Source organism: Photobacterium alginatilyticum (assembly GCF_009910675.1).
Classification (GTDB): domain Bacteria; phylum Pseudomonadota; class Gammaproteobacteria; order Enterobacterales; family Vibrionaceae; genus Photobacterium; species Photobacterium alginatilyticum.
Map to the genome: position 1 here is coordinate 101,312 of NZ_RSEJ01000005.1, position 24,756 is coordinate 126,067.

The following is a 24,756-nucleotide window of genomic DNA, read 5'->3' on the forward strand; positions in this document are numbered from 1 at the left end:
TCGGGTTTTTTATATTTGGTGTAGCGCCTATAATGCCTAGAACCTAGAACCTAGAACCTAGAACCTAGAACCTAGAACCTAGAACCTAGAACCTAGAACCTAGAACCTAGAACCTAGAACCTAGAACCTAGAACCTAGAACCTAGAACCTAGAACCCTTATCCCTCGTGCTTAGCACAGGGTACTTACCCAGCATAGACTTAGCCCTGTTATGATTGAAATAAAACGCCGTCCCCCGGCTGATACCGCCGGTTTTTCCGATGCTATTCACCCGCTGCTAAAGCGAATTTACGCCAGCCGAGGTTTGGCCGGAGATGCTGATCTCGAGCGAGGTGCCCGGGGACTGCTGGGCTTTAACCAGCTCCACGGTATTGAGCCGGCGGTCAAGCTGTTGGTGTCGGCACTGGCAGATAACCGTCGAATTATTATCGTCGGTGATTTTGATGCTGATGGCGCAACCAGTTCGGCATTGTCGGTACTGGCGCTAAAGATGCTGGGCTGTAGTAACGTCGATTACCTGGTGCCTAACCGTTTTGATGACGGGTACGGGCTAAGTCCGGAGGTGGTGGCCCAGGCCGAGGACCGGGGGGCCGAGCTGATCATGACGGTAGATAACGGCGTCTCGTCGATTTCGGGAGTCGCTGCGGCCAAGGCCAAGGGAATACAGGTGCTGGTGACTGATCACCACTTGCCGGGGAGTGAGTTGCCGCAGGCCGATGCGATTGTTAATCCCAATTTGCACGAGTGCGATTTTCCGTCCAAGTCACTTTGCGGCGTCGGGGTGGCGTTTTATCTGATGCTGGCCTTACGGGCCGAGCTGCGCCAGGGGGACTGGTTTGCCCAACAGGGAATTGCAGAGCCTAACTTGGCCGAATTGCTGGATTTGGTGGCTCTGGGGACAGTGGCCGATGTGGTGGCGCTGGATGGTAACAACCGTATCTTGGTCCATCAGGGGCTGCAGCGTATCCGTGCCGGAAAGTGCCGACCGGGTATCCGGGCGCTAATTGAAGTGGCCAACCGGGATCCGGCCAGGCTGGTCTCGAGTGATTTGGGCTTTGCCCTCGGGCCGCGGATCAACGCGGCAGGCCGGCTCGATGATATGTCGTTCGGGGTCGAGCTGTTGCTTTGCGACAATATCCAGGCGTCGCGACGAATGGCCTCGGAGCTGGATGCCCTCAACCAGACCCGCAAGGAAATCGAACATGGTATGAAAGAAGAGGCTCTGGCTATTTGTGAGCGCCTTAAATTCAACCAGCAAGATATGCCCTATGGCCTGGCGCTGTTCCAGCGCGATTGGCACCAGGGCGTGATAGGGATCCTGGCATCCCGGATCAAGGAGTTGTACCACCGGCCGGTGATTGCCTTTGCCGATGCCGGAAACGGCGATATCAAAGGGTCGTGTCGTTCGATTCCCGGCCTGCACATGCGCGATGTTCTTGATTTGATTGATACCCAAAACCCGGGACTGATCACCAAGTTCGGCGGCCACGCCATGGCGGCCGGGCTGACCATTCCCGAAGACAAGCTGGCGGCTTTTAGCAAGGCGTTTGATCAGGCGGTGCGTAACGAGCTGGATGAAGATGCCCTTAAAGGTGTGTTGTTGACTGACGGCGAGCTGGATCGTAACGAGCTCAACCTGCAAACGGCCGAGCTGTTGCGTTCGGGCGGCCCTTGGGGACAGCAGTTTCCCGAGCCGATGTTTGACGGTAAGTTTCGCCTTCTGCACCAGAAGCTGGTGGGGGGCAAGCACCTCAAGATGATGCTGGAGCCCATTGACGGTGGCAATGTTATCGACGGGATTGCCTTCAATATCGATATCCGTCGCTGGCCGGATGCCTCTGTCCAGCAGGTTCAGCTGGTATATCGTCTGGATGTCAATGAGTTCCGGGGAAACTGCAGCGCCCAGCTGATGGTTGAACATATCGAAGCGCAGTAGCATTGCAGTCGTAATTAGCCTGGGGCAGAAAGCCGGTTGTCTGCCCTGTGATCCCATTCACTCTTTATCTGATGCCCTAGCGGGTAAAGAAAATATTTCAAGTTGGTGACGACACTGTTTCTGTGACCGTGCTTATAAAATAAATTCACCGATAACCTTTCTTCCGCTCTGTATATTCTATCAACAATTCGATAGAATCCTCCGGTTACGTCCATTTCGGCTATGAAGAGTGGCAATGTTCGAGATTAATCCTATTAAAAACCGACTTGAGGATGTGTCAGCACGTACTGATGTCCTTAGGGGGTACCTTTGACTATGATGCCAAAAGTGAGCGTCTAGAAGAGGTCAATGCAGAACTAGAGCAACCAGATGTATGGAATGAGCCAGAACGTGCTCAGGCTCTGGGTAAAGAACGCGCAGCCCTTGAGGCTGTAGTTGATACTATCGATCAGCTGGATCAGGGCGTTGAAGACGTCGAAGGTCTGCTTGAGCTGGCGATAGAAGAGAGCGATCAGGAGACGTTTGACGAGATCGAACCGGAACTGGCAGAACTGGAAGCCAAGCTGGCCAAGCTGGAGTTCCGACGTATGTTTGCCGGCGATCACGACGAATCAGATTGTTATATCGATCTTCAGGCGGGTTCGGGTGGTACCGAGGCGCAAGACTGGACGTCGATGATGCTGCGTATGTACCTGCGCTGGGCTGATGCCAAGGGCTTCAAGACGGAAGTGATTGAAGTGTCTGAAGGTGAAGTGGCGGGCTTGAAGTCTGCGACTGTCCGCATCAGCGGCGAGTACGCTTACGGCTGGCTGCGCACGGAAACCGGTGTTCACCGCTTGGTCCGTAAATCGCCATTTGATTCAGGCGGCCGCCGTCATACTTCGTTTGCCTCTGCGTTTATCTATCCAGAAGTGGATGACAACATCGCTATCGAGATCAACCCTTCCGATCTGCGTATTGATGTATACCGTGCGTCAGGTGCGGGTGGTCAGCACGTCAACACTACCGAGTCGGCGGTGCGTATTACTCACGTTCCGACTAATACCGTGGTGCAGTGCCAGAATGACCGTTCTCAGCACAAGAACAAAGATCAGGCGATGAAACAGCTGAAAGCGAAGCTGTTCGAGCTTGAGATGCAAAAGCAAAATGCTGAGAAGCAAGCCAACGAAGACTCCAAGTCCGACATCGGCTGGGGCAGCCAGATCCGTTCATACGTTCTGGATGACTCCCGAATTAAAGATTTACGTACCGGGGTAGAAAATCGAAATACCCAAGCGGTACTTGACGGCGATTTAGACCGTTTTATTGAAGCTAGCCTGAAATCAGGTCTGTAACCGAATTCGGTTAACTATTTAAGGGTTCACCATGACAGATCAAGTACAAGATGAGAATAAGCTGATAGCCGAACGTCGCGCGAAACTGGATATGATCCGCGACAACTGTAAGGCAAACGGCCACCCGAACGATTTCCGTCGCGATAGCCTAGCGGCAGACCTGCAGGCTAAATTCGGCGAGTTATCTAAAGAAGAACTGGCAGAAGCGGGCAACGTGGTTGCGATTGCTGGCCGTGTAATGGCTAAACGTGGCCCATTCCTGGCGATTCAGGATGTGTCTGGCCGCATTCAGGCTTATGCAGATAAAACGGTTCAGAAAGCGCTGAAAGAGAAATACTCGGGTCTGGATATCGGTGACATCATCGGTGTGAAAGGTGAGCTTCATAAGTCAGGTAAAGGTGATCTTTACGTGAACATGAACGAGTACGAGTTGCTGACTAAGGCGCTACGTCCTCTACCTGAGAAATTCCACGGCCTGACCGATCAGGAAATGCGTTACCGTCAGCGTTATGTTGACCTGATTGTGAACGATGAGTCTCGTACCGCTTTCATCATCCGTTCTAAGCTGGTAACGGCTATCCGTAACTTCATGGTCTCTAAGCAGTTCATGGAAGTAGAAACACCGATGATGCACGTGATCCCGGGTGGTGCAACAGCACGTCCGTTTATCACTCACCATAATGCGCTGGATATCGATATGTATCTGCGTGTTGCTCCTGAGCTGTACCTGAAGCGTCTGGTTGTAGGTGGCTTTGAGCGCGTGTTCGAAATCAACCGTAACTTCCGTAACGAAGGTCTGTCGCCACGTCACAACCCGGAATTCACAATGATGGAATTCTATATGGCGTACGCGGACTATAAAGATCTGATGGATCTGACCGAAGAGATGCTGTCAGCCGTTGCGACAGAGGTACTGGGCTCGACGTCTATGCCTTACGGTGACGAAATGGTTGAGTTTGGCGGCACATACACTCGTATGAGCATGTTCGAGGCAATCAAGCACTATAACCCGAACCACGAGCAAATCCAGGCGCTGACAGAAGAAGATCTGCAGAACCGCGAGCTGATGGTCTCTATTGCCAAGTCAGTTTACGTTGAAGTAGAAGATTTCTGGACCTGTGGTCAGCTGCTTGAGGAAATCTTCGGTGAAACGGCTGAGCCGAAACTGATCCAGCCGACTTTCATTACGGGCTACCCGGCAGACATTTCGCCACTGGCACGCCGTAGCGATGACAACCCGTTCTTTACTGACCGCTTTGAGTTCTTCATTGGTGGCCGTGAAGTGGCGAATGGTTTCTCTGAGCTTAACGATGCTGAAGACCAGGATGCGCGCTTCAAGGCACAGGTTGAAGCGAAAGATGCAGGTGATGACGAGGCAATGTTCTACGATGCCGATTACATCACTTCACTGGAGCACGGTCTGCCGCCGACAGCGGGCCAGGGGATTGGTATCGACCGTCTGGCGATGCTGTTTACCAACACGCACACCATCCGTGACGTGATCCTGTTCCCGGCAATGCGTCCGCAGAACGGCCAGTAAGCGCTAAGCTGAGCTTAATTATCGAAAGCCACCGTAAAGGTGGCTTTTTTTATGTAGTGTATCAGCAATTTATACTGTCAAGTGTCCCTTGTTGCATTGTGTTTGTGTATCATTGCATTCAAATGATACACGCAATCAATAACTAAAAGGGATCCTCATGAAATTCCGTATAGCGTCATTGGCTATTTCTGCCGTCTTGCTGTCTGGCTGTATGTCGACAAAACTGGTTCCGCCGCCATCGGATTACAGTGGTAATCTGCCTGATGCGTACAAGGAGGAGCTTAAGCATCTAAATGATCTACCTTCTACGCCGTTTCGTGGTGGCGTCCAGACGTTCCAGTTTGAGGAAGAGACGTCCCTGCTGACGGTTATCTATCGCTTACCTAATCCGCGCTGGTATTGGGATGTGCGAAAATCGGAAGCGGAAAAGGATATTTTTCCGTATGTTTGTGAGACCTTTGGCCATGAGATTGACAATGGTCTGGGTGTGCGTTACTGGTATGCCGGCAATGGCGGTTTCACTACTGATATTGTTACAAAAGGCACCTGTCATCAGCTAGAGCAGTCTTAGAACAGCTAATACTGCCTACCTTTCCCTTGCCGAGGTGTATTCATTCGGCATTGGAAATGTTGTTTTTTCTCCTCCCTCCTCTCCAATTTCCAATAGTGGAAAATGTTCACTTTTTATTCCTATAGTGGATTATTGTGTGTGATTGGATTCACATTAACAGTATTTTTCAACCGTCTTAACAGAATGATATTCTGCGAATTTTATTCTATTCCTCGTGTCTATAAGTTACAGATATCTAAATGAATTAGTTTGTTGTGCTGTGATTTGTCTGATCTAATAGTGTTTAATTTTGTGTTTTAATTGTAGTTTATTTGTAAAATTTGTTCTTTCCAGTCGAATTTAACTGTGTAAAATGTCGCCCAACCCACGAGGAACAGTGGGAACAGGAAGTAAGCGAAACATTAACAAGCACAACCTACTGGAGATGGACGATGAAGAAATCGCTATCAGGAAAAATATTCGCAGGCCTATTTGCTGGTCTGATTATAGGTACCGCGATTCAGTACCTGTTTAACGGCGTGACACTGATGGATACTTATGTACTTGGCCTGGCTGAAGGTGCTGGCGGTATGTTCGTATCACTGATCAAACTACTGGTTGTGCCATTGGTATATGTCTCGATCGTCTGCGGTATCGTTGACCTGAAAGACATTACGGCATTTGGTCGCTTGGGTGGTAAAACCTTTGGTCTTTACATTATTAATACCATTATTGCGATCACCGCAGCACTGACGGTTGGGATGATTTTCCAGCCAGGCGCTGACGCGAACCTTGCCGGGACGGTATCAGAAACGGTTACTCTGACAACCACTGAAACACCGGATATTTTCTCACTGATTGTTAACATCGTACCAAGTAACCCAGTACAAGCTTTTGCAAGTGGAGATATGCTGCAGATTATCTTCATGGCGATTCTGACAGGTCTTGCAATTCAGGCGCTTGATAGCCGTGGTGGCCCTGCCATCAAGACATTCAAGATGGCAAACGAAATCATGATGAAGCTGGTTGGCCTGGTAATGGGTCTGGCACCATATGGTGTATTTGCCCTGATGATTCAGCTAGGTGCAACGCTGGATGCCAATACGCTGATGTCGGTTGCGGGTTATGTCGCGCTGGTTGTTGCGATGCTGGTATTCTGGATTTTCTTCTTCTACCCAATGATGGTTGGCCTGACAACGGGCATCAAGCCGGCTCAGTTCCTGCGTCATACTCGCGAGCAGATCCTGTTCTCGCTATCAACGGCTAGCTCTAACGCGACGATTCCGGTGACAATGCGTACCCTGACAGACAAAATTGGCGTCTCTAAGTCAGTGGCAGGTTTCGGTGTGCCGCTGGGTGCGACCATGAACATGTCTGGTGTATCCATCTACATTGCGTTGGCGACTATCTTTGTCGCAAATGCATTCGGCCAGCCAATCAACAGTGCTGACCTGTTTACTCTCGGACTGACCATTTTGCTTCTGTCTATCGGTGCTGGTGGTGTACCGGGCGGCGGTGTAGTAATGGTTGGCGTGCTGCTTCACCAACTGGGCTTGCCACCAGAAGGTCTGGCGATTGTTGCTGCTGTTGACCGTATCAATGATATGTTCTGTACCAGCTCGAACGTAGTCGGTGATACCGCAGTCAACACCATTGTTGCTAAGAGTGAAAACGAAATTGGTGTTGAGGAAAACGATGCCCAGCCTGCAACGGCAACAGTGAGTTAACTCACAGTAAGATGATGATTTAAAAGCGCCTTCGGGCGCTTTTTGCGTTTTGGGACGATAAATAATGTGAAACCATTACCAAGATATTGATTATAATAGTAAACGAGTTGCATTATTTTGCGAGAGCGACTTATCATCAAATAAGCAGAATTTTTACAACGATAGGCCAAAGCCGTTCGCAACCGGATTTGATGTTTGAGTACTGGCAGATGGAAAGGCGGTAACGGAATGAAGACAGAATTGAAGCGAGCTTCAGCCCTGGGAACATTAATCGTTCTAGGGGGCGACAATATACCCTGGATAACGACACTGGAACAGGCGGGGTGGCGTTGCTATCGCTGCAGTGATCTTCGAACTGCCGAGTCGCTGCTATTGGAGGTTGGCCCCTGTATCGGTGTGGTTGACCTGACGCAGGATAACTTTAGCCTCAATGGTATTGCCGGGGTGGTTAACCGCAACAAGCAGGCACGCTGGCTGGCACTGGTCCGCGAGGAGCAACTGGATACCGAGGCGACCTGTCAGTTTATCGTCAACTTCTGTATCGATTATTTTACCTCCCCGGTACCTGAGTCCCAGTTGCTCAAAACCATTGGTCACCAGTTGGGGATGCTGAGGCTGGAACGCAAGGTGTGGCCGGAGCTTGGGCAGTTCGGTCAGCATGGGCTGCAGGGCAATACCACTGTCATGAAAAAGCTTCGCCATCAGGTGAAACGTATGGCTGCCGCTGATATGCCGGTATTTGTACAGGGTGAAATCGGGACGGGCAAAGAGCTGGTGGCTCAGGCGATCCATCAGGCCTCGACTCGGGCCAAGGGGGCCTTCGTCACTGTTAGCTGCGAGGCACTTAATGATTCTTGGTTGATTGACGAGGGCAGCCTGAGCAATGCCGGCCGGTGTTGCTTTGGGGCCGCCGATAAAGGGGTATTATTTCTTGATGAAATCTCCATGTTGGATGATGAACGCCAGCAAGAGCTATTGCGCTTGTTGCAGGATGGCTGCTTTACGACAGTGTGCGGGCGGCAGGTAACATCGGATCTTCGCCTGATTGTATCAACCCGTCATACGCTCGAAGAGTTACTGGCCGAAGGTAAAATACGCGAGGATCTGTATTATCGCCTGAACGTCTTAGGCTTGGCTGTACCGGCTCTTCGGGATAGGGGAGAAGATATCGTGCTGCTGGCAGAGTACCTGTTGCTGAAGTTTGCCCGCCAATATAACAGTATGGCCAAGTCCCTGTCGGACGAAGCGCAGAAACTGATATTGAGCTACCCGTGGCCGGGTAATGTCCGTGAACTGATCAGTCAGCTGAAGCGAGCGATATTGCTGGCGGAGAGCAAGGTGATCGAAGCCGATCACCTGGATCTCCCGCGGCTGAGCGATGACAAGCAGAGTCTGAAGACGATTCGCGAGGAGTCTGAGCGCTGTGCGTTGCTATCGGTACTGGAGAATAACAAAGGCCAGATTTCTGCTGCCGCCCGTGAGCTGGGCGTATCGCGGGCGACGATGTACCGGTTGCTGAATAAGCATGATCTTGTACCGCCCCCCCGGCATTTCCGACAAAGCTGATGATTGCCGAAAGCGCCTCTGGGCGCTTTTATTGTTTGCGGCTAGCGTTAATCGATTGAGAATAAAGACAAACGTCCCTTTTGTATAAAAATCAGTGATTGTTTTATGCTGCATTATTCATCAGAAAGGCGCTATCTCCGGCGGATATCCATGTTTGGACCTGTTATCTCAGCATAAAGTATTTTTATGCAATTAAGTGCTAATATATGCTTGTTTTATTCGTTCTGCTGGTTAAAATTACCCCAGCTTTATCCCTTTCTTATTTATTACCAGGAGGAAAACATGATGACTATCAGTATCTTGAAATGTCTGCGTCCTGCTGGTGATCTCTTGAAGTACACCAACCACTAACAGCAATTCGCTGTGTAAATGGGCCGCGGATATCTGTCGCGGCGAGTCAAATTGTCAGCTTACTACGGCAGTATCCGTGTCCCTCTTATTATCTAATTAATGGAGAGCACTACTATGCGCCAATCTGTCTATTTACGTATCGCAGTCTTGTTAGTTCGTCTTGACGTCCATCGCGAGGATGCCGCATGGCGTCGCGCACACCGCCGGATCCGTTTGGATATCCCTCACCTGTCTGAGCACTTGCTGCAAGATATCGGTGTGGGTAAAGACTACCGGGTGGAAAACTACTTGTTGTCCGATAAAGCCGGTCGTATGATCCGTCACCTAAGGCGAGAGTATAAGTCTAGACTCGTGACATAATCGTAACGCCTTGCTCTTAATACGTAGCGAGCAAGGCGTAATGGATAAAGCACAATACTATCAAGCCCCCGTCTGACGGGGGCTTTGCTTTTTCAAAGGATTATACGGAGGTGCCTACGGGCAAGGGTTGGAGTAGGTGACGCCGACAGCTTCCAGATCGGCCAGCACCTCGCTGTCGAGCGTGAGGTTGACACTGTCGATATTGGCTTCCAGCTGATCGAGGTTGGTGGCTCCTATAATTGTCGACGCGACGAAAGGACGCTGATTGACGAAGGCGAGCGCCATCCTGGCCGGATCCAGACCGTGCCTGTTGGCGACATCGATATAGGCCTGGGTGGCGGCCAGCCCCTGCGAATTAAAGTAGCGTGAGAATCGCTCGAACAGGGTGCAACGGGCACCGTCCGGCCGGGCACCATCGAGATACTTGCCGCTTAGCGTTCCGAATGCCAAGGGGGAGTAGGCAAGCAGTTCGACGCCTTCATGATGGCTGATTTCCGACAACCCGATCTCGAAGCTACGGTTGAGCAGGTTATACGGATTCTGGATAGTAATGACCCGAGGAAGGTTGTGTTTCTCGGCAAGGCGAAGAAATGACATAACGCCCCACGGTGTTTCGTTGGAGAGCCCGATATAGCGAATTTTACCGCTTCGCACCAGCTCGGCCAGGGCTTCCAGGCTGTCGGTCAGCGTCACGCCGGAATGATCATCCGCATATTGGTAGTTAAGGCTGCCGAAGCAGTTGGTTTCCCGCTGCGGCCAGTGAAGCTGATAGAGGTCGATATAATCGGTTTGCAGCCGGTTGAGACTGGTTTCGACAGCGTCGTGAATATTGCGGCGGTCCAGTGCCATATTGTCACGGATATAAGGAAGTCCCCTTGGGCCGGCCACTTTGGTTGCCAGTACCACTTTGTCTCGCTTGCCGGATTTGGCTAGCCAGTTACCGATATAGGTTTCGGTCAGTCCCTGCGTGTCGGCCGTCGGCGGAACCGGATACATCTCGGCGGTATCAATAAAGTTGACACCGCGTTCAAACGCGAAATCTAGCTGGCTGTGCGCTTCCGATTCGTTGTTCTGCTCGCCAAACGTCATGGTGCCGAGACAGATTTTGCTGACGTCGAGCGATGAGTGGGGGAGTCGATGATATTCCATAAGCCCTCCTTGGACTGATTGCTATCTATTGAATATAACCTGTCTGTCCGTGGGTGAGAAGGCCGGCATTGATGCTGGGCTTGTTGGGGAAGCTATCGGTTTCACCTTGCCGATATGGTTAACGTGGCACATAGTTATAGACTGATATAACAATAATGTTTGATCGTCAGGGTAAGGATCCGAGGAGCTATAATGAAACTATCGCAGTTGAAGCACTGGCTTAAAGTTGATGATGGCAAAGTCCCTAAATGCATTGTGACCAGCTATGCCGGTTGCTCGGACTATCTGATGGAAGTGGAGTTTAAGCACCAACTTGAGCCGCTGAAGGACGACAACGACGAAATGGTCCGCTTTCAGTCCATCGAGCAGGTCAAGGATCTCCTCCGTCCGCTGGGGATCACCTCGGTGATACTGCGGGTGACGGATCCCTATGATGAGTTCTCTCCGGACGGAAAGGTCTCTGACTGCCGGGAAGACATGACGATTTCACTGTAAGATGAAATAACGCTCCAGCAGCTCTGCTGTAAAGTGGGTCTTGAGATAAAAGCCGCGAGGCAGGGTCTTTATCGGTTGTCCGTCGGCACCATAGGCCTCGGTTAGCGCCTTGCTGTTGGCTGCTTTTGGCCGAAGCTGCAGGATCTCGCCATGGCGTGCTGTAATTTTCTCGACATGGCCGAGCACGATCATATCCATCAACTCTTCCCAGTCCCGGCGCAAGCGCTGTTCTTCATCCGGGGACGGGCTCCATAGCAAGGGAGAGCCAACGCGGCGATCGGCCAGGGCAATATCCCGCTCACCCTCCACAGGGATCCACAGTACTTTGGCCAGCTTATGGCGGATATGGCTATTTTCCCAGCTGAGTCCCTGAAGGCCAATGAGCGGTGCCACACAGACGAAAGTGGTTTCCAGCGGCTTGCCGTTATAGCCGATCGGGATCGTTTTCAACTCGATACCCAGCTCGATAAAGTCCGGTACGGGCTTGCTGCCTGCGGTGGCGCCGAGGTGCCACTCCAGCAATTGACCGACCCAGCCCTTGTCCCGCTTTAGATCGGGAGGGGTGACAATACCTGCCTCCTGGGCGAGTTCGCCGAGTGACAATCCTGCCAGTTCATGGGCGCGGCTAAGGAGCTCTTGCTCTGTTTGGGGAGTTGGACGCATATCGGTACGAAGGTACTCTAAGGTGAATAGTCGCTGATGCCGAGCATACTAGCATAGCCCCTCTATGCTGATAAGAGTATGGGAAATGATGGGACAGCTGTGAATAAATGGGTGGTCAATTTATGCACGATCCTAATTGCACGGAGTGGATGATCATCACGGAAGATTATGAGATTTCCTTTTAAGGTGCTGAAAAATATCATTTTAAAGTCATTTTTATTGATTGCAAATTGCTGCTTGGCTTAGCAGGAAGAGGGTTATACAAGCAAAATGTAAGGATCTTTCACAAAGATATCCACAGGATAATTGGATAAATATTTTAATTTCTCGCTATCTGGTTATTTATCCAGGTGTTTGTTGGTATTTTATCCGTTGTGCTGAGTGATAAATCAGCAGTTGGCTATGAGTGATGTGGATAAACGCGTTGTTGGTTGATCTTTGACCGATCTGTTTTTTTGGTATGGATGATCATTCAATACCATGGGTTAATTATTTTGTGTGATGATTTAATTTATTGTTTTTATATGTTTTTATCTATTGTTTCTGATGTGCCATTTGAAATGGCACGAAACAAAAACTGGCTTGAATTAGGCTGAAATAGAGCTTCTGCACAAATCTATCCACAGAAAGCGTGTATAAATGTGGCATAGGTCTCATTTGTCTGTTTATAAAGTCGTCGGCCATTCGAAGTTATCCAGAAACTGAGTGCTAGGTAGGAAAAAACGGTTATTAATTAGAATGTTTGTTTACCCGTTGCATCGTCTGTGAAAAAATCACTGTTAATAGAGATTTATACTTGAGGTCGTCCAGTGATTGATGGCGATGGATACCGCCCTAATGTAGGGATTGTGATCTGTAATAGCCATGGCCAAGTATTCTGGGCTCGACGATATGGACAACACTCCTGGCAGTTTCCGCAAGGCGGCATTGATGAGGGGGAGACCCCGGAACAAGCCATGTACCGCGAACTGTATGAGGAAGTAGGGCTTACCAAGAAAGATGTCCGAATTTTGGCGTCAAGCCGGCATTGGCTACGTTATAAATTACCGAAGCGTCTTGTAAGGTGGGACTCTAAACCTGTTTGTATCGGGCAAAAGCAAAAATGGTTTTTGCTCAGCCTGGAATGTGATGAGTCAAAGGTGAATATGCAGCGTGGCAGCACGCCTGAGTTTGATGGTTGGCGTTGGGTGAGTTACTGGTACCCGGTGCGTCAGGTCGTGTCCTTTAAGCGTGATGTCTACCGGCGGGCACTAAAGGAGTTCGCGGCTATGGCCATGCCTTTCAAAGAGAGAAAAGAGCGCAAGATAAAGCGCAGAGGCAAGCGGGGATAACTCAGGATTACCGGATAAGGTTTACTATGCTGACGCAGCTAAGAGAAATTGTTGAAAAAGTCGCAAGCGCCCCAAATTTAATTGAAGCGCTGGATCAGCTTGTTGTCAGTACCTGCCGGGCAATGAAGACAGACTGTTGCTCTGTCTATATTGCCGATCACGAACGACAGCAGTTTACCCTGATGGCGACGCAGGGACTCACCAAACCCCACTACCAGATTCAGCTGGCTTTTGGTGAAGGGCTGGTGGGGCTGGTCGGCAATCGCGCAGAGCCTATCAATGTTGCCGATGCCCGGCATCACCCCCATTTCAAACATTTTCCCGGTATTGGCGAAGAGTCTTTCGGCTCCTTCTTTGGCACTCCCATTATTCACCAGCGCCAGGTGCTGGGTGTTTTGGTTATCCAGCAGCGGCAGCGACGCGAGTTCGATGAAAGCGAAGAGTCCTTTATGGTTACGCTGGCGGCGCAGCTGGCGGTGATCCTTGCCCATGCCAAGGCCCAGGGGATGTGGCCGGATCAACGTGACGGCCTGCACCTGATTGGTTCGGCTGCCTCGACCGGGGTCGCGGTAGCCCGTGCCTGGTGGGATGATAACCAGCCGCGACTGGAACAGGTATCACCGGCGTCCTGTCTCGATCTGGAGGCAGAGCAGGAAAGGCTGAGCATCGCGATTGAGCTTGCCAGTGCCGAATTCCGCCGGCTGCGTAAGCGTTTTGACAGCGAGTTGCACAAAGAGACGCTGGCGATTTTCGACCTGTTCAGCCACCTGCTCAATGATCCGATGCTGCGCAAAGATCTGTTTGCCAAAATTGCCGCCGGCGATCAGGCCGAGTGGGCGATCCGTCAGGTGGTCGAGGCATATTCCGATCGCTTCGCCAATATGAAAGACGACTACCTTAAAGAGCGGGCGCAGGATATTCGCGAGCTGGGCCAGCGCCTGTTGTTTTTCCTCCATAATGATGATGTTGCCGAGCACCAGTGGGATGAACCGGTTGTTCTGCTGACCCGTGAACTGACAGCGGCTATGCTGGCTAGTATTCCGCGGGACAAGCTGGCAGCGGTTGTCGCCCAGGAAGGTGCCGCCAACTCTCATGCCGCGATCCTATCGCGGGCGCTGGGCCTGCCAGCAATTATGGGGGTCGATTTTGTTCCCGAGAAAGTGCACAACTGCAAGGTCATTGTTGACGGGTACCGGGGAGACTTTCTGGTTAATCCCAACCGGCATGTCCTCGCAGAATATAACCGGCTGCTCAAGGAAGAAGACGAGCTGACCAAAACGGTCGAGGAGGAACTCGGCAAGGCCTCCTATACCCAGGATAATCAGCGGATTCATATACATCTGAATGCGGGCCTGAGCGCCGATACCAGTATTGCCGTGAATCAGGGCGTTGATGGGGTCGGGCTGTATCGAACCGAAGTGCCTTTCTTGTTGCAGCGTAGTTTTCCGTCGGAAGAAGAACAGACGGTACAGTATCGGGCTATCTTATCGACCTACCGTGATAAGCAGGTGGTGATGCGGACCCTGGATGTCGGGGGCGACAAGCCTTTGCCGTATTTGGCTATCGAAGAGGATAACCCTTTTCTGGGCTGGCGGGGGATCCGCTTTACGCTCGATCATCCCGAAATTTTTCTGATCCAGGTCAGGGCTATGCTCAAGGCCAGTATCGGCCTTGAAAATATGGATATTTTGCTCCCGATGATATCTGGCATTGCCGAGCTGGACGAGTCGAAGGTCTTGATCGAGCGCGCCTTTGTCGAAGTGGCAAAATATGCTGAAGAGCAGGGGAAAGAACTGAAGCGGCCTAGGATCGGTATCATGATCGAGGTGCCGTCGATTTTGTACCAATTGTCGGCGCTGAAAGGAAAGGTCGATTTTATTTCGGTCGGCAGCAACGACCTGACGCAATATTTACTCGCCGTTGACCGGAACAATTCCCGGGTTGCGAGTGTCTATGATGCATTGCATCCGGCCGTGCTCCATGCCATGAAGCATATTATCGATACCAGCCGGGGGTTGAATATCCCGGTTAGTGTCTGTGGCGAACTGGCCGGTGATCCGATTGGAGCGCTGTTGCTGGTGGGAATGGGTTATCGCTCCCTGAGTATGAACACCCGCAATGTTGCCCGGATTAAATATATTTTGCGCCATATTTCGGTGAGCGAAATGGAGCAGTTAAGCCGATTTGCTTTGCAGGCGACATTCGCTGATGATGTACGTGCCCAAACGACGGAGTTTGTTGACGAGCGCGGTTTGGGGGGCTTTATCCGTGCCGGTAAGTAGTAGGTTAAGATGATAGATAATGCGTTATGGTTGTTTGCCATGTGCCTGGTTCTGGGCAGTGGTGTTGGCTTGCTGGCTGGTTTGCTCGGTATCGGAGGCGGACTGGTGGTGGTGCCTGCACTGGTATGGCTGTTGCCTCGGGCAGGAGTCGGCAGTGAGCTGGTAATGCATATTGCATTGGCGACCTCGCTGGCCAGTATTGTACTAACCTCCGGCTCGTCGGCCCGTAATCACATCAGGTTGGGAAATGTTGATTTCTCGATTGTGAAAACACTGGCACCAGGGGTGATTATCGGTGGCCTTGGCGGTAGCGTGATTGCCGAACTGGTTCCGACGGCACTGTTGCCAAAAATTTTTGCCGTGATTGTGCTGCTGCTGGCACTGCAAATGCTGGCGTCGATGCGTTTTACCAGTATGCGCCCTTTGCCCGGGCCAATGGCAACGGTATGCAGTGGCGGGGTCATTGGGGTTGTGTCGAGTCTGGCCGGGATTGGCGGTGGGTCGTTGACCGTGCCTTACCTCAGCTTGCACGGTGTTGAAATGCGCCGCGCGATCGGCAGTGCCTCACTGTCGGGGGCACTGATTGCGGTAGCGGGAATGGCGGGATTTATTACCGCGGGCATCGGTGACGAGACGCTGCCACCGATGAGTATTGGTTATGTGTATCTTCCGGCATTGCTTGGTATTGTAATGACCTCAATGCTCACGACCCGTTATGGTGCTGCTTTGGTCAGCCGTTTGCCGACCATGACATTGAAAAAGATATTTGCCGTCTTCTTGCTGTTTATCAGCTTGGAGATGTTTTTGGGATAATTGATTAGGACGGGAAGAGCGCAAACGGTGCGTTTTCTTTCCTCCCTGCTTTCTGAGATAGATTGAATGAGCCAAGGTTATTTGACGTTTCCAAATATTGACCCGATTTTGATTGAGATTGGCCCGCTAGCGATACGCTGGTACGGCTTGATGTATCTGCTGGGGTTTGTCTTTGCCATGTGGCTGGCCAACCGCCGGGCGGACAAGCCGGGCAGCGGCTGGACCCGGGAACAGGTCAGCGATCTGCTATTTGCCGGCTTCCTCGGTGTCGTCCTTGGCGGACGCATCGGCTATGTGCTCTTTTATAACTTCGACCTGTTTCTGGATAATCCGCTTTATCTGTTTAAGGTATGGACGGGCGGCATGTCGTTCCATGGCGGATTGCTCGGTGTCATTACCGCGATGTTCTGGTATGCCTATAAGCACGGGCGAACCTTTTTCAACGTAGCAGACTTCGTCGCACCGCTGGTGCCGTTTGGGCTGGGGGTTGGCCGCTTGGGCAACTTTATCAATGGTGAGTTGTGGGGACGCACATCGGATGTTCCATGGGCCATGGTGTTTCCGACTGGCGGGCCGCTCCCGCGCCACCCGTCCCAGCTCTACGAGTTTTTCCTCGAGGGCCTGGTATTGCTGATTATCCTGAACCTGTTTATTCGCAAACCGCGCCCTGCCGGGGCGGTGTCGGGGCTGTTCCTGTTCGGTTACGGCAGTTTCCGTTTTATCGTCGAGTACTTCCGTGAGCCGGATGCCCATTTGGGGCTGTTTGGCGGCTGGATCAGCATGGGGCAGATCCTGTCTTTGCCGATGGTGATCGGTGGTTTGCTGATGATGCTGTGGGCGTATAAAACCCAGCCGAGAAATACCACTGCGTAAGCGCAGACGTTTTGACCAAGGCAGCACTCAAGGGTGCTGCCTTTTTTGTATTCTGATAATATTGGGCGCAATTGTACCTTACTGGTACAGCTGAGAAATTAACGGGCAGGATGATGAAACAATATTTGGATCTGTGTCAGCGGATTGTCGATGACGGTGTATGGATTGAGAATGAACGAACCGGCAAGCGTTGCCTGACGGTGGTAAATGCAGACTTGACCTATGATGTGGCAAATAACCAGTTCCCTTTGATCACAACCCGCAAGAGCTACTGGAAAGCGGCTATTGCGGAGTTGCTGGGCTATATTCGCGGTTATGACAATGCCGCCGACTTCAGGGCCCTGGGAACCAAGACCTGGGACATGAATGCCAACGATAACCAGGCGTGGCTGAACAACCCTCACCGCAAGGGGCACGATGACATGGGCCGGGTATACGGGGTTCAGGGGCGGAGCTGGCGAAAGCCGGATGGCTCGACCATCGATCAGCTGCGCAAGATTGTCGATGATCTCAGTCGGGGCATTGATGACCGCGGCGAGATCCTGACGTTCTATAACCCGGGCGAATTTGATATGGGCTGTCTGCGCCCGTGCATGCACACCCACACATTCTCGCTACTGGGCGATACTCTGTATCTGACCAGCTACCAGCGTTCTTGCGATGTACCGCTCGGCCTGAACTTCAACCAGATCCAGGTTTATACTCTGCTGGCATTAATGGCACAGATCACGGGCAAGAAGCCAGGTCAGGCTTACCACAAGATCATCAACGCCCACATCTACGAAGACCAACTGGAGCTGATGCGAGATGTTCAGCTTAAACGCGAGCCGTTTCCTTCACCTCAGCTGAATATCAACCCAGACATCAAAACGCTGGAAGATTTGGAAACCTGGGTGACGATGGATGACTTTGAAGTGGTGGGCTACCAGCATCACGAGCTAATCAAGTACCCTTTTTCTGTATAAAACTGTTTCCCGGGGTAACAAAAAACCGCAGCTGAAATACTTTGCTTGCCCGGAACAGAAATGCAGAACAACAAAAAGCCCCGCAATGCGGGGCTTTTTTGATGGACCGTTGGTAGTGGTTGCGAGGACTTAGGCCGTCACGGCCAGGATAGTACTCGGAATTGCAACAAAGACGAGGCCAAGGTAGCCGGCAACAGCCATTTTGTTCTTGGTCGCCAGCTCACCTAGGAAGAAAGCGGCTTTCAGTGGTAGCTCACGTAGCAGCGGGATACCAAAGATAAACAGGGTCGCCAGCACGTTGAACGACAGGTGTACCAGAGCAATTTGCAGGGCAAATACCGCATTGTCGCCAGAGATTGCCGTTGCAGCCAGCAGGGCTGTGATACACGTACCGATGTTGGCACCCAGGGTGAAAGGGTACACATCACGTACCTTCAGCACTCCTGTACCTACCAGCGGTACCATCAGGCTGGTCGTCGTAGAAGAAGACTGAACCAGAATCGTAACGATTGAACCAGAGGCGATACCGTGAAGTGGGCCACGACCGATTGCACTCTTGAGAATTTCACGGGCACGGCCAACCATCAGGCTGCGCATTAGCTTGCCCATTGCCGTAATTGCTACGAAGATCAGAGCAATACCGATGAAAATCAGAACGACGCCACCCATGTTGCCAAATGCTTCCAGTGGGCCTTTTACGACTTCCACGGCAGGCTTAGTTAGCGGCTTCATGAAGTTAAGTCCCTTCATGCTCATATCGCCAGCATCCATCATCGGCGATACCAGCCATGACGATACTTTGTCTAGCAGGCCGAACATCATCTCTAGTGGCAGGAAGATCACAACAGCAAGCAGGTTGAAGAAGTCGTGGACTGTTGCGCTTGCAAACGCCCGACGGAACTCATCCTTGCAGCGTGCATGGCCAAGGCTAACCAGAGTGTTGGTCAGGGTTGTACCGATGTTGGCACCCATTACCATTGGGATTGCCGTCTCAACCGGCAGGCCGCCAGCAACAAGGCCGACGATGATTGAAGTAACAGTACTGGACGACTGAATAAGCGATGTTGCCACCAGACCAATCATCAGACCGGCGATAGGGTGGGAAGCAAATTCAAACAGCGTTTTAGCCTGTTCGCCTACCGACCATTTAAAGCCGCTGCTGACCATTGAGACAGCAACAAGTAGAACGTACAGCATGAACGCCAGGTTTGCCCAGCGGACCCAGCGCATAGAGCTGTTCATTGGCTCAGCAGTAGTGGCTTGGGTAGTCATAATCATTTCTCCATGACAAGAAGATGTCGTTTGGGTTTCATTTATTTGAAATCTGGAGGCGATGGTAGAGATCGAATATTTCAGAAATATGACACTGTCTGTCATAAAGTGAATTTGTGCTTATTTTGTGACCAGCAAGACGATGAGGAAGTGTAATTATTACTTTACCATTTGCTTTAAGTTTTTGTTTTTATTTTGGTTTTATTGTTTATCTGAAATCCGTAATAAACGAGATATTTTGCTCTTCAATGAGTGAAAATCAGCTATTTTTTCCACCTATTGAGCAGATTGGCAGTAGGAAATAAGACGGTTTATGACAGCACAAAATTTATTGTGCGGATATTACTTTGTTATAGCTCTAATAATTCGGTTTTTCCGAGTCTTAATCTCTAAACAAACGATTTCCCACATCAGTAGTGTGACGACTAAACTAAATTTACACATTCGTTGTGATATTTGTTTCATGTAAAGGAGTTACGGTCGATGACCGATGCAATTCGTAATTTTCTGAAATTAGAGTCCGCCGGCGGCATTATTTTGATTATCGCTGCTGCGATCGCAATGATGGTTGCGAACTCGCCATTGGAGCCTCTTTACAACGGGACGCTGCATTCCTACGTTGCAGGTCTCTCTGTATCGCATTGGATCAACGATGGTCTGATGGCTATTTTCTTCTTGCTGATTGGCCTTGAAGTTAAACGTGAGCTAATCGAAGGCGCACTAAATACGAAAGAGAAAGCGATCTTCCCGGCAATTGCTGCGGTAGGGGGAATGGTTGCACCGGCTTTGGTCTACTTTGCCTTTAACTTTTCCGATCCTATGGCGGCCAAAGGCTGGGCAATTCCTGCCGCGACCGATATTGCCTTTGCATTAGGTGTGATGGCACTGCTGGGGCCGCGAGTACCGGTATCGCTAAAAGCCTTCTTGCTGGCGCTGGCGATTATTGATGACCTTGGCGTTATCGTCATTATTGCGCTGTTCTACAGCAGCGACCTGTCTACCATCGCATTGGCTGTGGCCTTCGCGGCGACGACAGCACTGTTTGTCATGAATGCCAAGAATGTTACCAAGTTGTCCTGGTATATCGTCGTTGGTCTGATCCTGTGGTTCAGTGTGTTGAAATCTGGTGTACATGCCACGCTGGCCGGTGTTGTACTTGGCTTTGCGATACCGCTCTCGGGTGAGGATGGTAGCTCTGAGAAGCACTCTCCGCTGAAGCACCTGGAGCATGCTCTGCACCCGTATGTTGCGTTCCTGATTCTGCCGTTGTTTGCATTCGCCAATGCCGGTATCTCACTGGAAGGCGTATCGGTTGAAAGCCTGACATCAATGCTGCCACTCGGTATTGCCCTCGGTCTGCTCGTTGGTAAGCCATTGGGGATTTTCTCGGCGAGCTACCTGGCGGTAAAGAGCGGAATTGCGAAACTGCCTGACGGCATCGGCTTTACGCATATTTCGGCAGTATCAGTGCTATGTGGTATCGGTTTTACCATGTCTATCTTTATCTCGTCGCTGGCTTTTGTCGGCGCACCAGATGACTTCAGCACCTACTCGCGTCTAGGGATCTTGTTGGGGTCAACGTTATCAGCGGTATTGGGTTATTTCTTACTGAGCCGTTCTCTGCCAAAAACGGAGGCATAATATGAAGCGTTATCTTCTAACCGTTGCATTACTGACATCTTCAGCTGCCATCGCGGCACCTGATTATGACAGTTGCATCAATAACAGTAATACGGAAGTTTGTCAGGCCTACCTGGCCGGTCTTAGCCATGGTAAGGCTAGCGTTGAAGACACCGCGATGATTGAGCAGGATGAGACATTCCGCTCACGCGCGCTGGAGCAACGTGTAGGAGAGCGTTACCGTAAGACTGTCCAGTTCGAGAAAAAGTCGATTCAGTCGACAAACTGACGAGATATATGCTCGCTTAATCATTCCCGCGATGATTATGGTTGAAGACCCCGGAGGCACAGCGTAAGCTGCGCGTCTGGGGTTTTTTATATCTGGGAAGTTAGCAAAACAGGATGTCTCATCTAAATTACAACCACCTCTATTATTTCTGGATGGTTTGCAAGCAGGGCTCGGTAACCAAAGCCGCGGACGCCTTGTTTCTGGCTCCGCAGACGGTTACCGGTCAGATCCGGGCACTGGAGGAAAGACTCAAGGGTAAGCTGACCAAACGCGTTGGACGGAACATCGAGCCGACCGAGCTGGGGCAGCTCGTGTTTAAGTATGCCGACAAGATGTTTGACCTGAGCTACGAGATGCTGGATATCGTTAACTATACCCAGCGTGAAAACCAGTTGCTGGAAGTGGGGGTGGCCGATGCACTCTCCAAGCGCCTTGTCAGCAAGATCTTGCTGGAAGGGGTCCCGGAAGACGAGCGGATTCACCTTCGCTGTTATGAGTCAACCCACGAGATGCTGCTGGAGCAGCTCTCGCAGCACAAGCTGGATATGATCCTCTCGGACTGTCCGGTGGACTCGACCCAAAGCCCTGGCCTGTATAGTAAAAAGCTGGGTGAGTCGACCATGAGTTTTTTCTGTTCCAAGCCCGCCAAGGCACTTAACTTTCCCGCCTGTATCGAAGATTACAAGCTGCTGGTGCCGGGACGCCGTACCGCCATGGGCCGCAAGCTGCACCATTGGTTTGATCAGCAGGGGATCACCCCGAACATTCTCGGCGAGTTTGACGATGCCGCGCTGATGAAGGCGTTTGGCTCCTACCACCAGTCGATGTTCGTTGCGCCTTCTATCTATGCGATGGAGATTGTTGAGTCCAATACCATCTGCGAAGTGAAGCGGGTGAAGGAGATCAAGGAAGAGTATTATGTGATTTTTGCAGAGCGCATGATCATGCACCCGGCAGTAAAGAAGATCTGCGAGGCAGATTTCGGCAAGATGTTTAAATAATGTTGCTAATTTCCGGCTGTTAGCACGGAAATTCAACATTGATGGCTAGTAAACCCGGCATAAATTAAGTACATTAGCATTAACTTAATTTTAATAATGGTGGAAGAATGGAACTGCAGCAGATGGAGCAGAATGCTCCCAAGGCCGTAGCATTGCTGAAAGCCATGGCGAATGAACGACGTTTGTTTATTCTGTGCTACTTGCTGGAAGGGGAAATGTCCGTGGGAATGATGAGTGACAAGCTGGGCTTGAGCCAGTCTGCACTCTCTCAGCATTTGGCATGGCTTCGTCGAGACGGGTTGGTTGAGACCAGGAAAGTGGCTCAGACGGTTTACTATCGCCTAAAGAGCGAAGAAGTTCGGGCGATGATCGAGCTGCTGCATAAAATGTATTGCAGTGCAGAAAATACCAATGAAGCGTAAGGTCTGAATTCCAGACATAAAAAAACCGGCTGATGCCGGTTTTTTTAATGCTCAATCGCAACTCTTCAATTAAAGAGCTTTGATTTTCGCAGCTAGACGTGCTTTATGACGTGCAGCCTTGTTTTTGTGGATCAGGCCTTTAGTAGCCATGCGATCCATAACAGGTTGCATTTCAGCGAACGCCTGAGAAGCAGCTTCTTTGTTGCCAGCTTCGATAGCAGCGATAACTTTTTTGAAGAAAGTGCGCATCATTGAACGACGGCTAGCATTGTGCTGGCGACGTTTCTCAGAAGTGATAGCACGTTTCTTAGCAGATTTGATATTTGCCAAGGGTGTAACTCCCAAATTCTTGGTACGGTGACAATTTAAGGCCGAGGACTATGCCTGCAAAACCAAAGATTGTCAAATGATTTGTGCAAATAACCGCCTAACCAACAGAGTTGGCACTTGCGGATTAACACGGTTAATATGGCGGCAGATTTTACCAGCTTTTCGCCCTGTAAGTCACCTTTCTGGGCTATCTTTATGAGGTTTTTTTTGTGAGTAAGCGTCTTTTGCGCTCCGGACTGATAGTCAGCACCATGACTTTGGTCTCTCGGGTGCTGGGTTTGGTGCGAGATGTGGTGGTGGCTAACCTGATGGGAGCAGGAGCCGCGGCAGATGTTTTTTTCTTTGCCAACAAAATCCCTAATTTTTTACGTCGTCTGTTTGCCGAGGGGGCCTTTTCCCAGGCATTTGTCCCGGTACTGACAGAAAGCCATGCTTCTGAAGATATGGACAAGACCCGGCTGCTGATTGCGCGGGCCTCGGGTACCCTGGGGGTTATCGTATCGGTCGTGACCCTGTTTGGGGTGCTGGGCTCCGGGATTGTGACCGCCCTGTTCGGTGCCGGTTGGTTTATTGACTGGTTAAACGACGGACCGTCGGCCCCCAAGTTCGAGCTGGCCAGCCTGCTGCTGAAAATTACCTTTCCTTATTTATGGTTTATTACCTTTGTTGCCCTGTCCGGGGCGATTCTCAACACCTTGGGTAAGTTTGCCGTTTCGTCTTTTACCCCGGTGTTTCTCAATGTCGCGATCATTGGCTGTGCATGGTTTCTGGCTCCCAATCTGGAGCAGCCGGAAATCGGCCTGGCTATCGGCGTCTTTCTGGGGGGGCTAATTCAGTTTTTGTTCCAGATCCCCTTCCTATATAAAGAGGGAATGCTGGTTAAGCCGCAATGGGGATGGAACGATCCTGGTGTTACCAAAATCCGCACTCTGATGATCCCGGCTCTGTTCGGGGTCTCCGTTAGCCAGATTAACCTGTTGTTTGATACCTTCATTGCCAGTTTCCTGATGACTGGCTCGATTAGCTGGCTGTACTACTCGGACCGTTTGCTGGAGTTCCCGCTCGGGCTGTTCGGGATTGCGATAGCCACGGTGATCCTGCCGGCCCTGTCTCGCAAGCATGTCGAGAAGAGCAGCGAGCATTTTGCCCAGACCATGGACTGGGGCGTCCGCATGGTACTGCTGCTGGGGATCCCTGCGATGCTGGGACTGATGGTGCTGGCCAAGCCGATGCTGATGGTGCTGTTTATGCGCGGTGAGTTTTCCCCTGCGGATGTTGAACAGGCGTCGCTGTCGTTGCTTGCCTATGCATCAGGATTATTAAATTTCATGTTAATCAAAGTGTTGGCTCCAGGCTATTATGCTCGCCAGGACACCAAGACGCCGGTGCGCTACGGCATTATCGCGATGCTGACCAATATGGTGTTTAATGCGATTTTTGCCTACCTGTATGGCTACATCGGATTGGCATTGGCAACGGCCCTGTCGGCGCTGGTGAATGCCTCCTTGCTCTACCGTGGCCTGCACCGTGCCAATGTCTACCGGGTATCAAAAACAACATTGCTGTTTGTCCTGCGTCTGGTGTTTGCCGGGGCGGTGATGGTTGCTGCCCTGTTGTGGCTGTTGCCGGCGATGAGCCAGTGGCTGGCCTGGAGTCTGAGCTACCGGGTTCTCTGGCTGGCTGGTCTGATTGCTCTCGGTGCTGCGGCCTATTTGGTGACGGTACTTGTACTGGGAGTCCGTCTGCACCATCTGAAGGCCGAGGGATGATTGGCTTAAGTGCCGCTATTAATGTGGTGAACTAGTCAGAATCTGATTCAGATTGGTATGATGGGCGCAGAGTAGTATATAATCCGTCAGTTTTTCACTCTGCGAAAATGAAAGCGGCG

The 24,756-nt window shown here is 51.0% G+C and carries 22 protein-coding genes; 18 read left to right on the forward strand and 4 right to left on the reverse strand.

The annotated features are described in order from the left end of the window. The first annotated feature begins 210 nt into the window (after positions 1-210). From recJ to EIZ48_RS06920, 7 genes are all read left to right on the forward strand, one after another. On the forward strand, positions 211-1,935 hold the full coding sequence (recJ, locus tag EIZ48_RS06890; RefSeq protein WP_160649591.1) for a single-stranded-DNA-specific exonuclease RecJ: 1,725 nt from the start codon (positions 211-213) through the stop codon (positions 1,933-1,935). A gap of 235 nt (positions 1,936-2,170) precedes the next feature. Beyond that, positions 2,171-3,269, forward strand: a protein-coding gene (prfB, locus tag EIZ48_RS06895) for a peptide chain release factor 2 (RefSeq protein WP_160649593.1) whose coding sequence is annotated in 2 segments (ribosomal slippage) — positions 2,171-2,245 and positions 2,247-3,269 — 1,098 coding nt in all. Because the reading frame shifts where the segments join, the coding sequence is not laid out codon by codon here. A gap of 31 nt (positions 3,270-3,300) precedes the next feature. Further along, positions 3,301-4,809 (forward strand): lysine--tRNA ligase, encoded by a 1,509-nt coding sequence (lysS, locus tag EIZ48_RS06900; RefSeq protein ID WP_160649595.1) that lies wholly within the window; start codon positions 3,301-3,303, stop codon positions 4,807-4,809. Positions 4,810-4,966: 157 nt separating this feature from the next. Then, positions 4,967-5,380 carry a hypothetical protein gene (locus EIZ48_RS06905; protein WP_160649597.1) on the forward strand — a complete coding sequence of 138 codons (414 nt, stop codon included), beginning with the start codon at positions 4,967-4,969 and terminating at the stop codon, positions 5,378-5,380. Positions 5,381-5,811: 431 nt separating this feature from the next. After that, positions 5,812-7,086: a dicarboxylate/amino acid:cation symporter gene (locus EIZ48_RS06910; protein WP_160649598.1), complete on the forward strand. Its 1,275-nt coding sequence runs from the start codon at positions 5,812-5,814 to the stop codon at positions 7,084-7,086. 228 nt (positions 7,087-7,314) lie between these two features. Continuing rightward, positions 7,315-8,652 (forward strand): sigma-54-dependent transcriptional regulator, encoded by a 1,338-nt coding sequence (locus tag EIZ48_RS06915; RefSeq protein ID WP_160649600.1) that lies wholly within the window; start codon positions 7,315-7,317, stop codon positions 8,650-8,652. Positions 8,653-9,117: 465 nt separating this feature from the next. Next, complete coding sequence (locus tag EIZ48_RS06920) at positions 9,118-9,363, forward strand: hypothetical protein (protein WP_160649602.1); 246 nt, start codon at positions 9,118-9,120, stop codon at positions 9,361-9,363. 114 nt (positions 9,364-9,477) lie between these two features. On the opposite strand, the gene EIZ48_RS06925 is transcribed toward EIZ48_RS06920, so the two are convergent. Next, positions 9,478-10,512, reverse strand: coding sequence for an NADP(H)-dependent aldo-keto reductase (locus EIZ48_RS06925; protein ID WP_160649604.1), 1,035 nt, complete (start codon positions 10,510-10,512; stop codon positions 9,478-9,480). 192 nt (positions 10,513-10,704) lie between these two features. Between EIZ48_RS06925 and EIZ48_RS06930 the strand changes: the two genes are divergently transcribed. Beyond that, positions 10,705-11,007 (forward strand): DUF6482 family protein, encoded by a 303-nt coding sequence (locus EIZ48_RS06930; RefSeq protein WP_075762552.1) that lies wholly within the window; start codon positions 10,705-10,707, stop codon positions 11,005-11,007. Here EIZ48_RS06930 and mutH read toward each other — a convergent pair. After that, entirely contained in the window at positions 10,999-11,670 is a 672-nt protein-coding gene (mutH, locus tag EIZ48_RS06935) for a DNA mismatch repair endonuclease MutH (protein WP_160649606.1), read from the reverse strand. The two genes, EIZ48_RS06930 and mutH, sit on opposite strands and share 9 nt — an antisense overlap. Positions 11,671-12,479: 809 nt before the next feature. Here mutH and rppH point away from each other — a divergent pair. The 5 genes from rppH to EIZ48_RS06960 all read left to right on the forward strand — a co-directional run bounded on the left by rppH (position 12,480) and on the right by EIZ48_RS06960 (position 17,934). After that, positions 12,480-13,001, forward strand: a complete 522-nt coding sequence (rppH, locus tag EIZ48_RS06940; RefSeq protein ID WP_160649608.1) for an RNA pyrophosphohydrolase — start codon at positions 12,480-12,482, stop codon at positions 12,999-13,001. Between the two features lie 26 nt (positions 13,002-13,027). Next, positions 13,028-15,283 carry a phosphoenolpyruvate--protein phosphotransferase gene (ptsP, locus tag EIZ48_RS06945; RefSeq protein WP_160649610.1) on the forward strand — a complete coding sequence of 752 codons (2,256 nt, stop codon included), beginning with the start codon at positions 13,028-13,030 and terminating at the stop codon, positions 15,281-15,283. Between the two features lie 9 nt (positions 15,284-15,292). Further along, positions 15,293-16,096 carry a sulfite exporter TauE/SafE family protein gene (locus EIZ48_RS06950; protein WP_160649612.1) on the forward strand — a complete coding sequence of 268 codons (804 nt, stop codon included), beginning with the start codon at positions 15,293-15,295 and terminating at the stop codon, positions 16,094-16,096. A gap of 66 nt (positions 16,097-16,162) precedes the next feature. Next, positions 16,163-16,969 carry a prolipoprotein diacylglyceryl transferase gene (lgt, locus tag EIZ48_RS06955; protein ID WP_160649614.1) on the forward strand — a complete coding sequence of 269 codons (807 nt, stop codon included), beginning with the start codon at positions 16,163-16,165 and terminating at the stop codon, positions 16,967-16,969. 113 nt (positions 16,970-17,082) lie between these two features. Then, on the forward strand, positions 17,083-17,934 hold the full coding sequence (locus tag EIZ48_RS06960; RefSeq protein WP_160649615.1) for a thymidylate synthase: 852 nt from the start codon (positions 17,083-17,085) through the stop codon (positions 17,932-17,934). A gap of 129 nt (positions 17,935-18,063) precedes the next feature. On the opposite strand, the gene EIZ48_RS06965 is transcribed toward EIZ48_RS06960, so the two are convergent. After that, positions 18,064-19,206: a Na/Pi symporter gene (locus EIZ48_RS06965; protein WP_160649617.1), complete on the reverse strand. Its 1,143-nt coding sequence runs from the start codon at positions 19,204-19,206 to the stop codon at positions 18,064-18,066. A 483-nt stretch (positions 19,207-19,689) separates the two neighbouring features. On the opposite strand from EIZ48_RS06965, the gene nhaA reads away from it, so the two are divergent. From nhaA to EIZ48_RS06985, 4 genes are all read left to right on the forward strand, one after another. Further along, positions 19,690-20,847: a Na+/H+ antiporter NhaA gene (gene nhaA / locus EIZ48_RS06970; RefSeq protein ID WP_160649618.1), complete on the forward strand. Its 1,158-nt coding sequence runs from the start codon at positions 19,690-19,692 to the stop codon at positions 20,845-20,847. A gap of 1 nt (position 20,848) precedes the next feature. Next, the gene (locus EIZ48_RS06975) at positions 20,849-21,115 is read left to right on the forward strand and encodes a hypothetical protein (RefSeq protein ID WP_160649619.1); all 267 of its coding nucleotides are present in this window, start codon (positions 20,849-20,851) and stop codon (positions 21,113-21,115) included. Positions 21,116-21,228: 113 nt separating this feature from the next. Next, positions 21,229-22,116, forward strand: a complete 888-nt coding sequence (gene nhaR / locus EIZ48_RS06980; RefSeq protein ID WP_075762542.1) for a transcriptional activator NhaR — start codon at positions 21,229-21,231, stop codon at positions 22,114-22,116. Positions 22,117-22,223: 107 nt separating this feature from the next. Continuing rightward, positions 22,224-22,538 carry an ArsR/SmtB family transcription factor gene (locus EIZ48_RS06985; protein WP_075762541.1) on the forward strand — a complete coding sequence of 105 codons (315 nt, stop codon included), beginning with the start codon at positions 22,224-22,226 and terminating at the stop codon, positions 22,536-22,538. A 69-nt stretch (positions 22,539-22,607) separates the two neighbouring features. Here the strand turns inward: EIZ48_RS06985 and rpsT are convergent, their stop codons facing one another. After that, a complete protein-coding gene (rpsT, locus tag EIZ48_RS06990) occupies positions 22,608-22,868 on the reverse strand; it encodes a 30S ribosomal protein S20 (protein WP_075762540.1) in 261 nt (86 codons plus the stop codon). Between the two features lie 209 nt (positions 22,869-23,077). Between rpsT and murJ the strand changes: the two genes are divergently transcribed. Continuing rightward, positions 23,078-24,637 (forward strand): murein biosynthesis integral membrane protein MurJ, encoded by a 1,560-nt coding sequence (murJ, locus tag EIZ48_RS06995; protein ID WP_160649621.1) that lies wholly within the window; start codon positions 23,078-23,080, stop codon positions 24,635-24,637. Positions 24,638-24,756 lie beyond the last annotated feature (119 nt).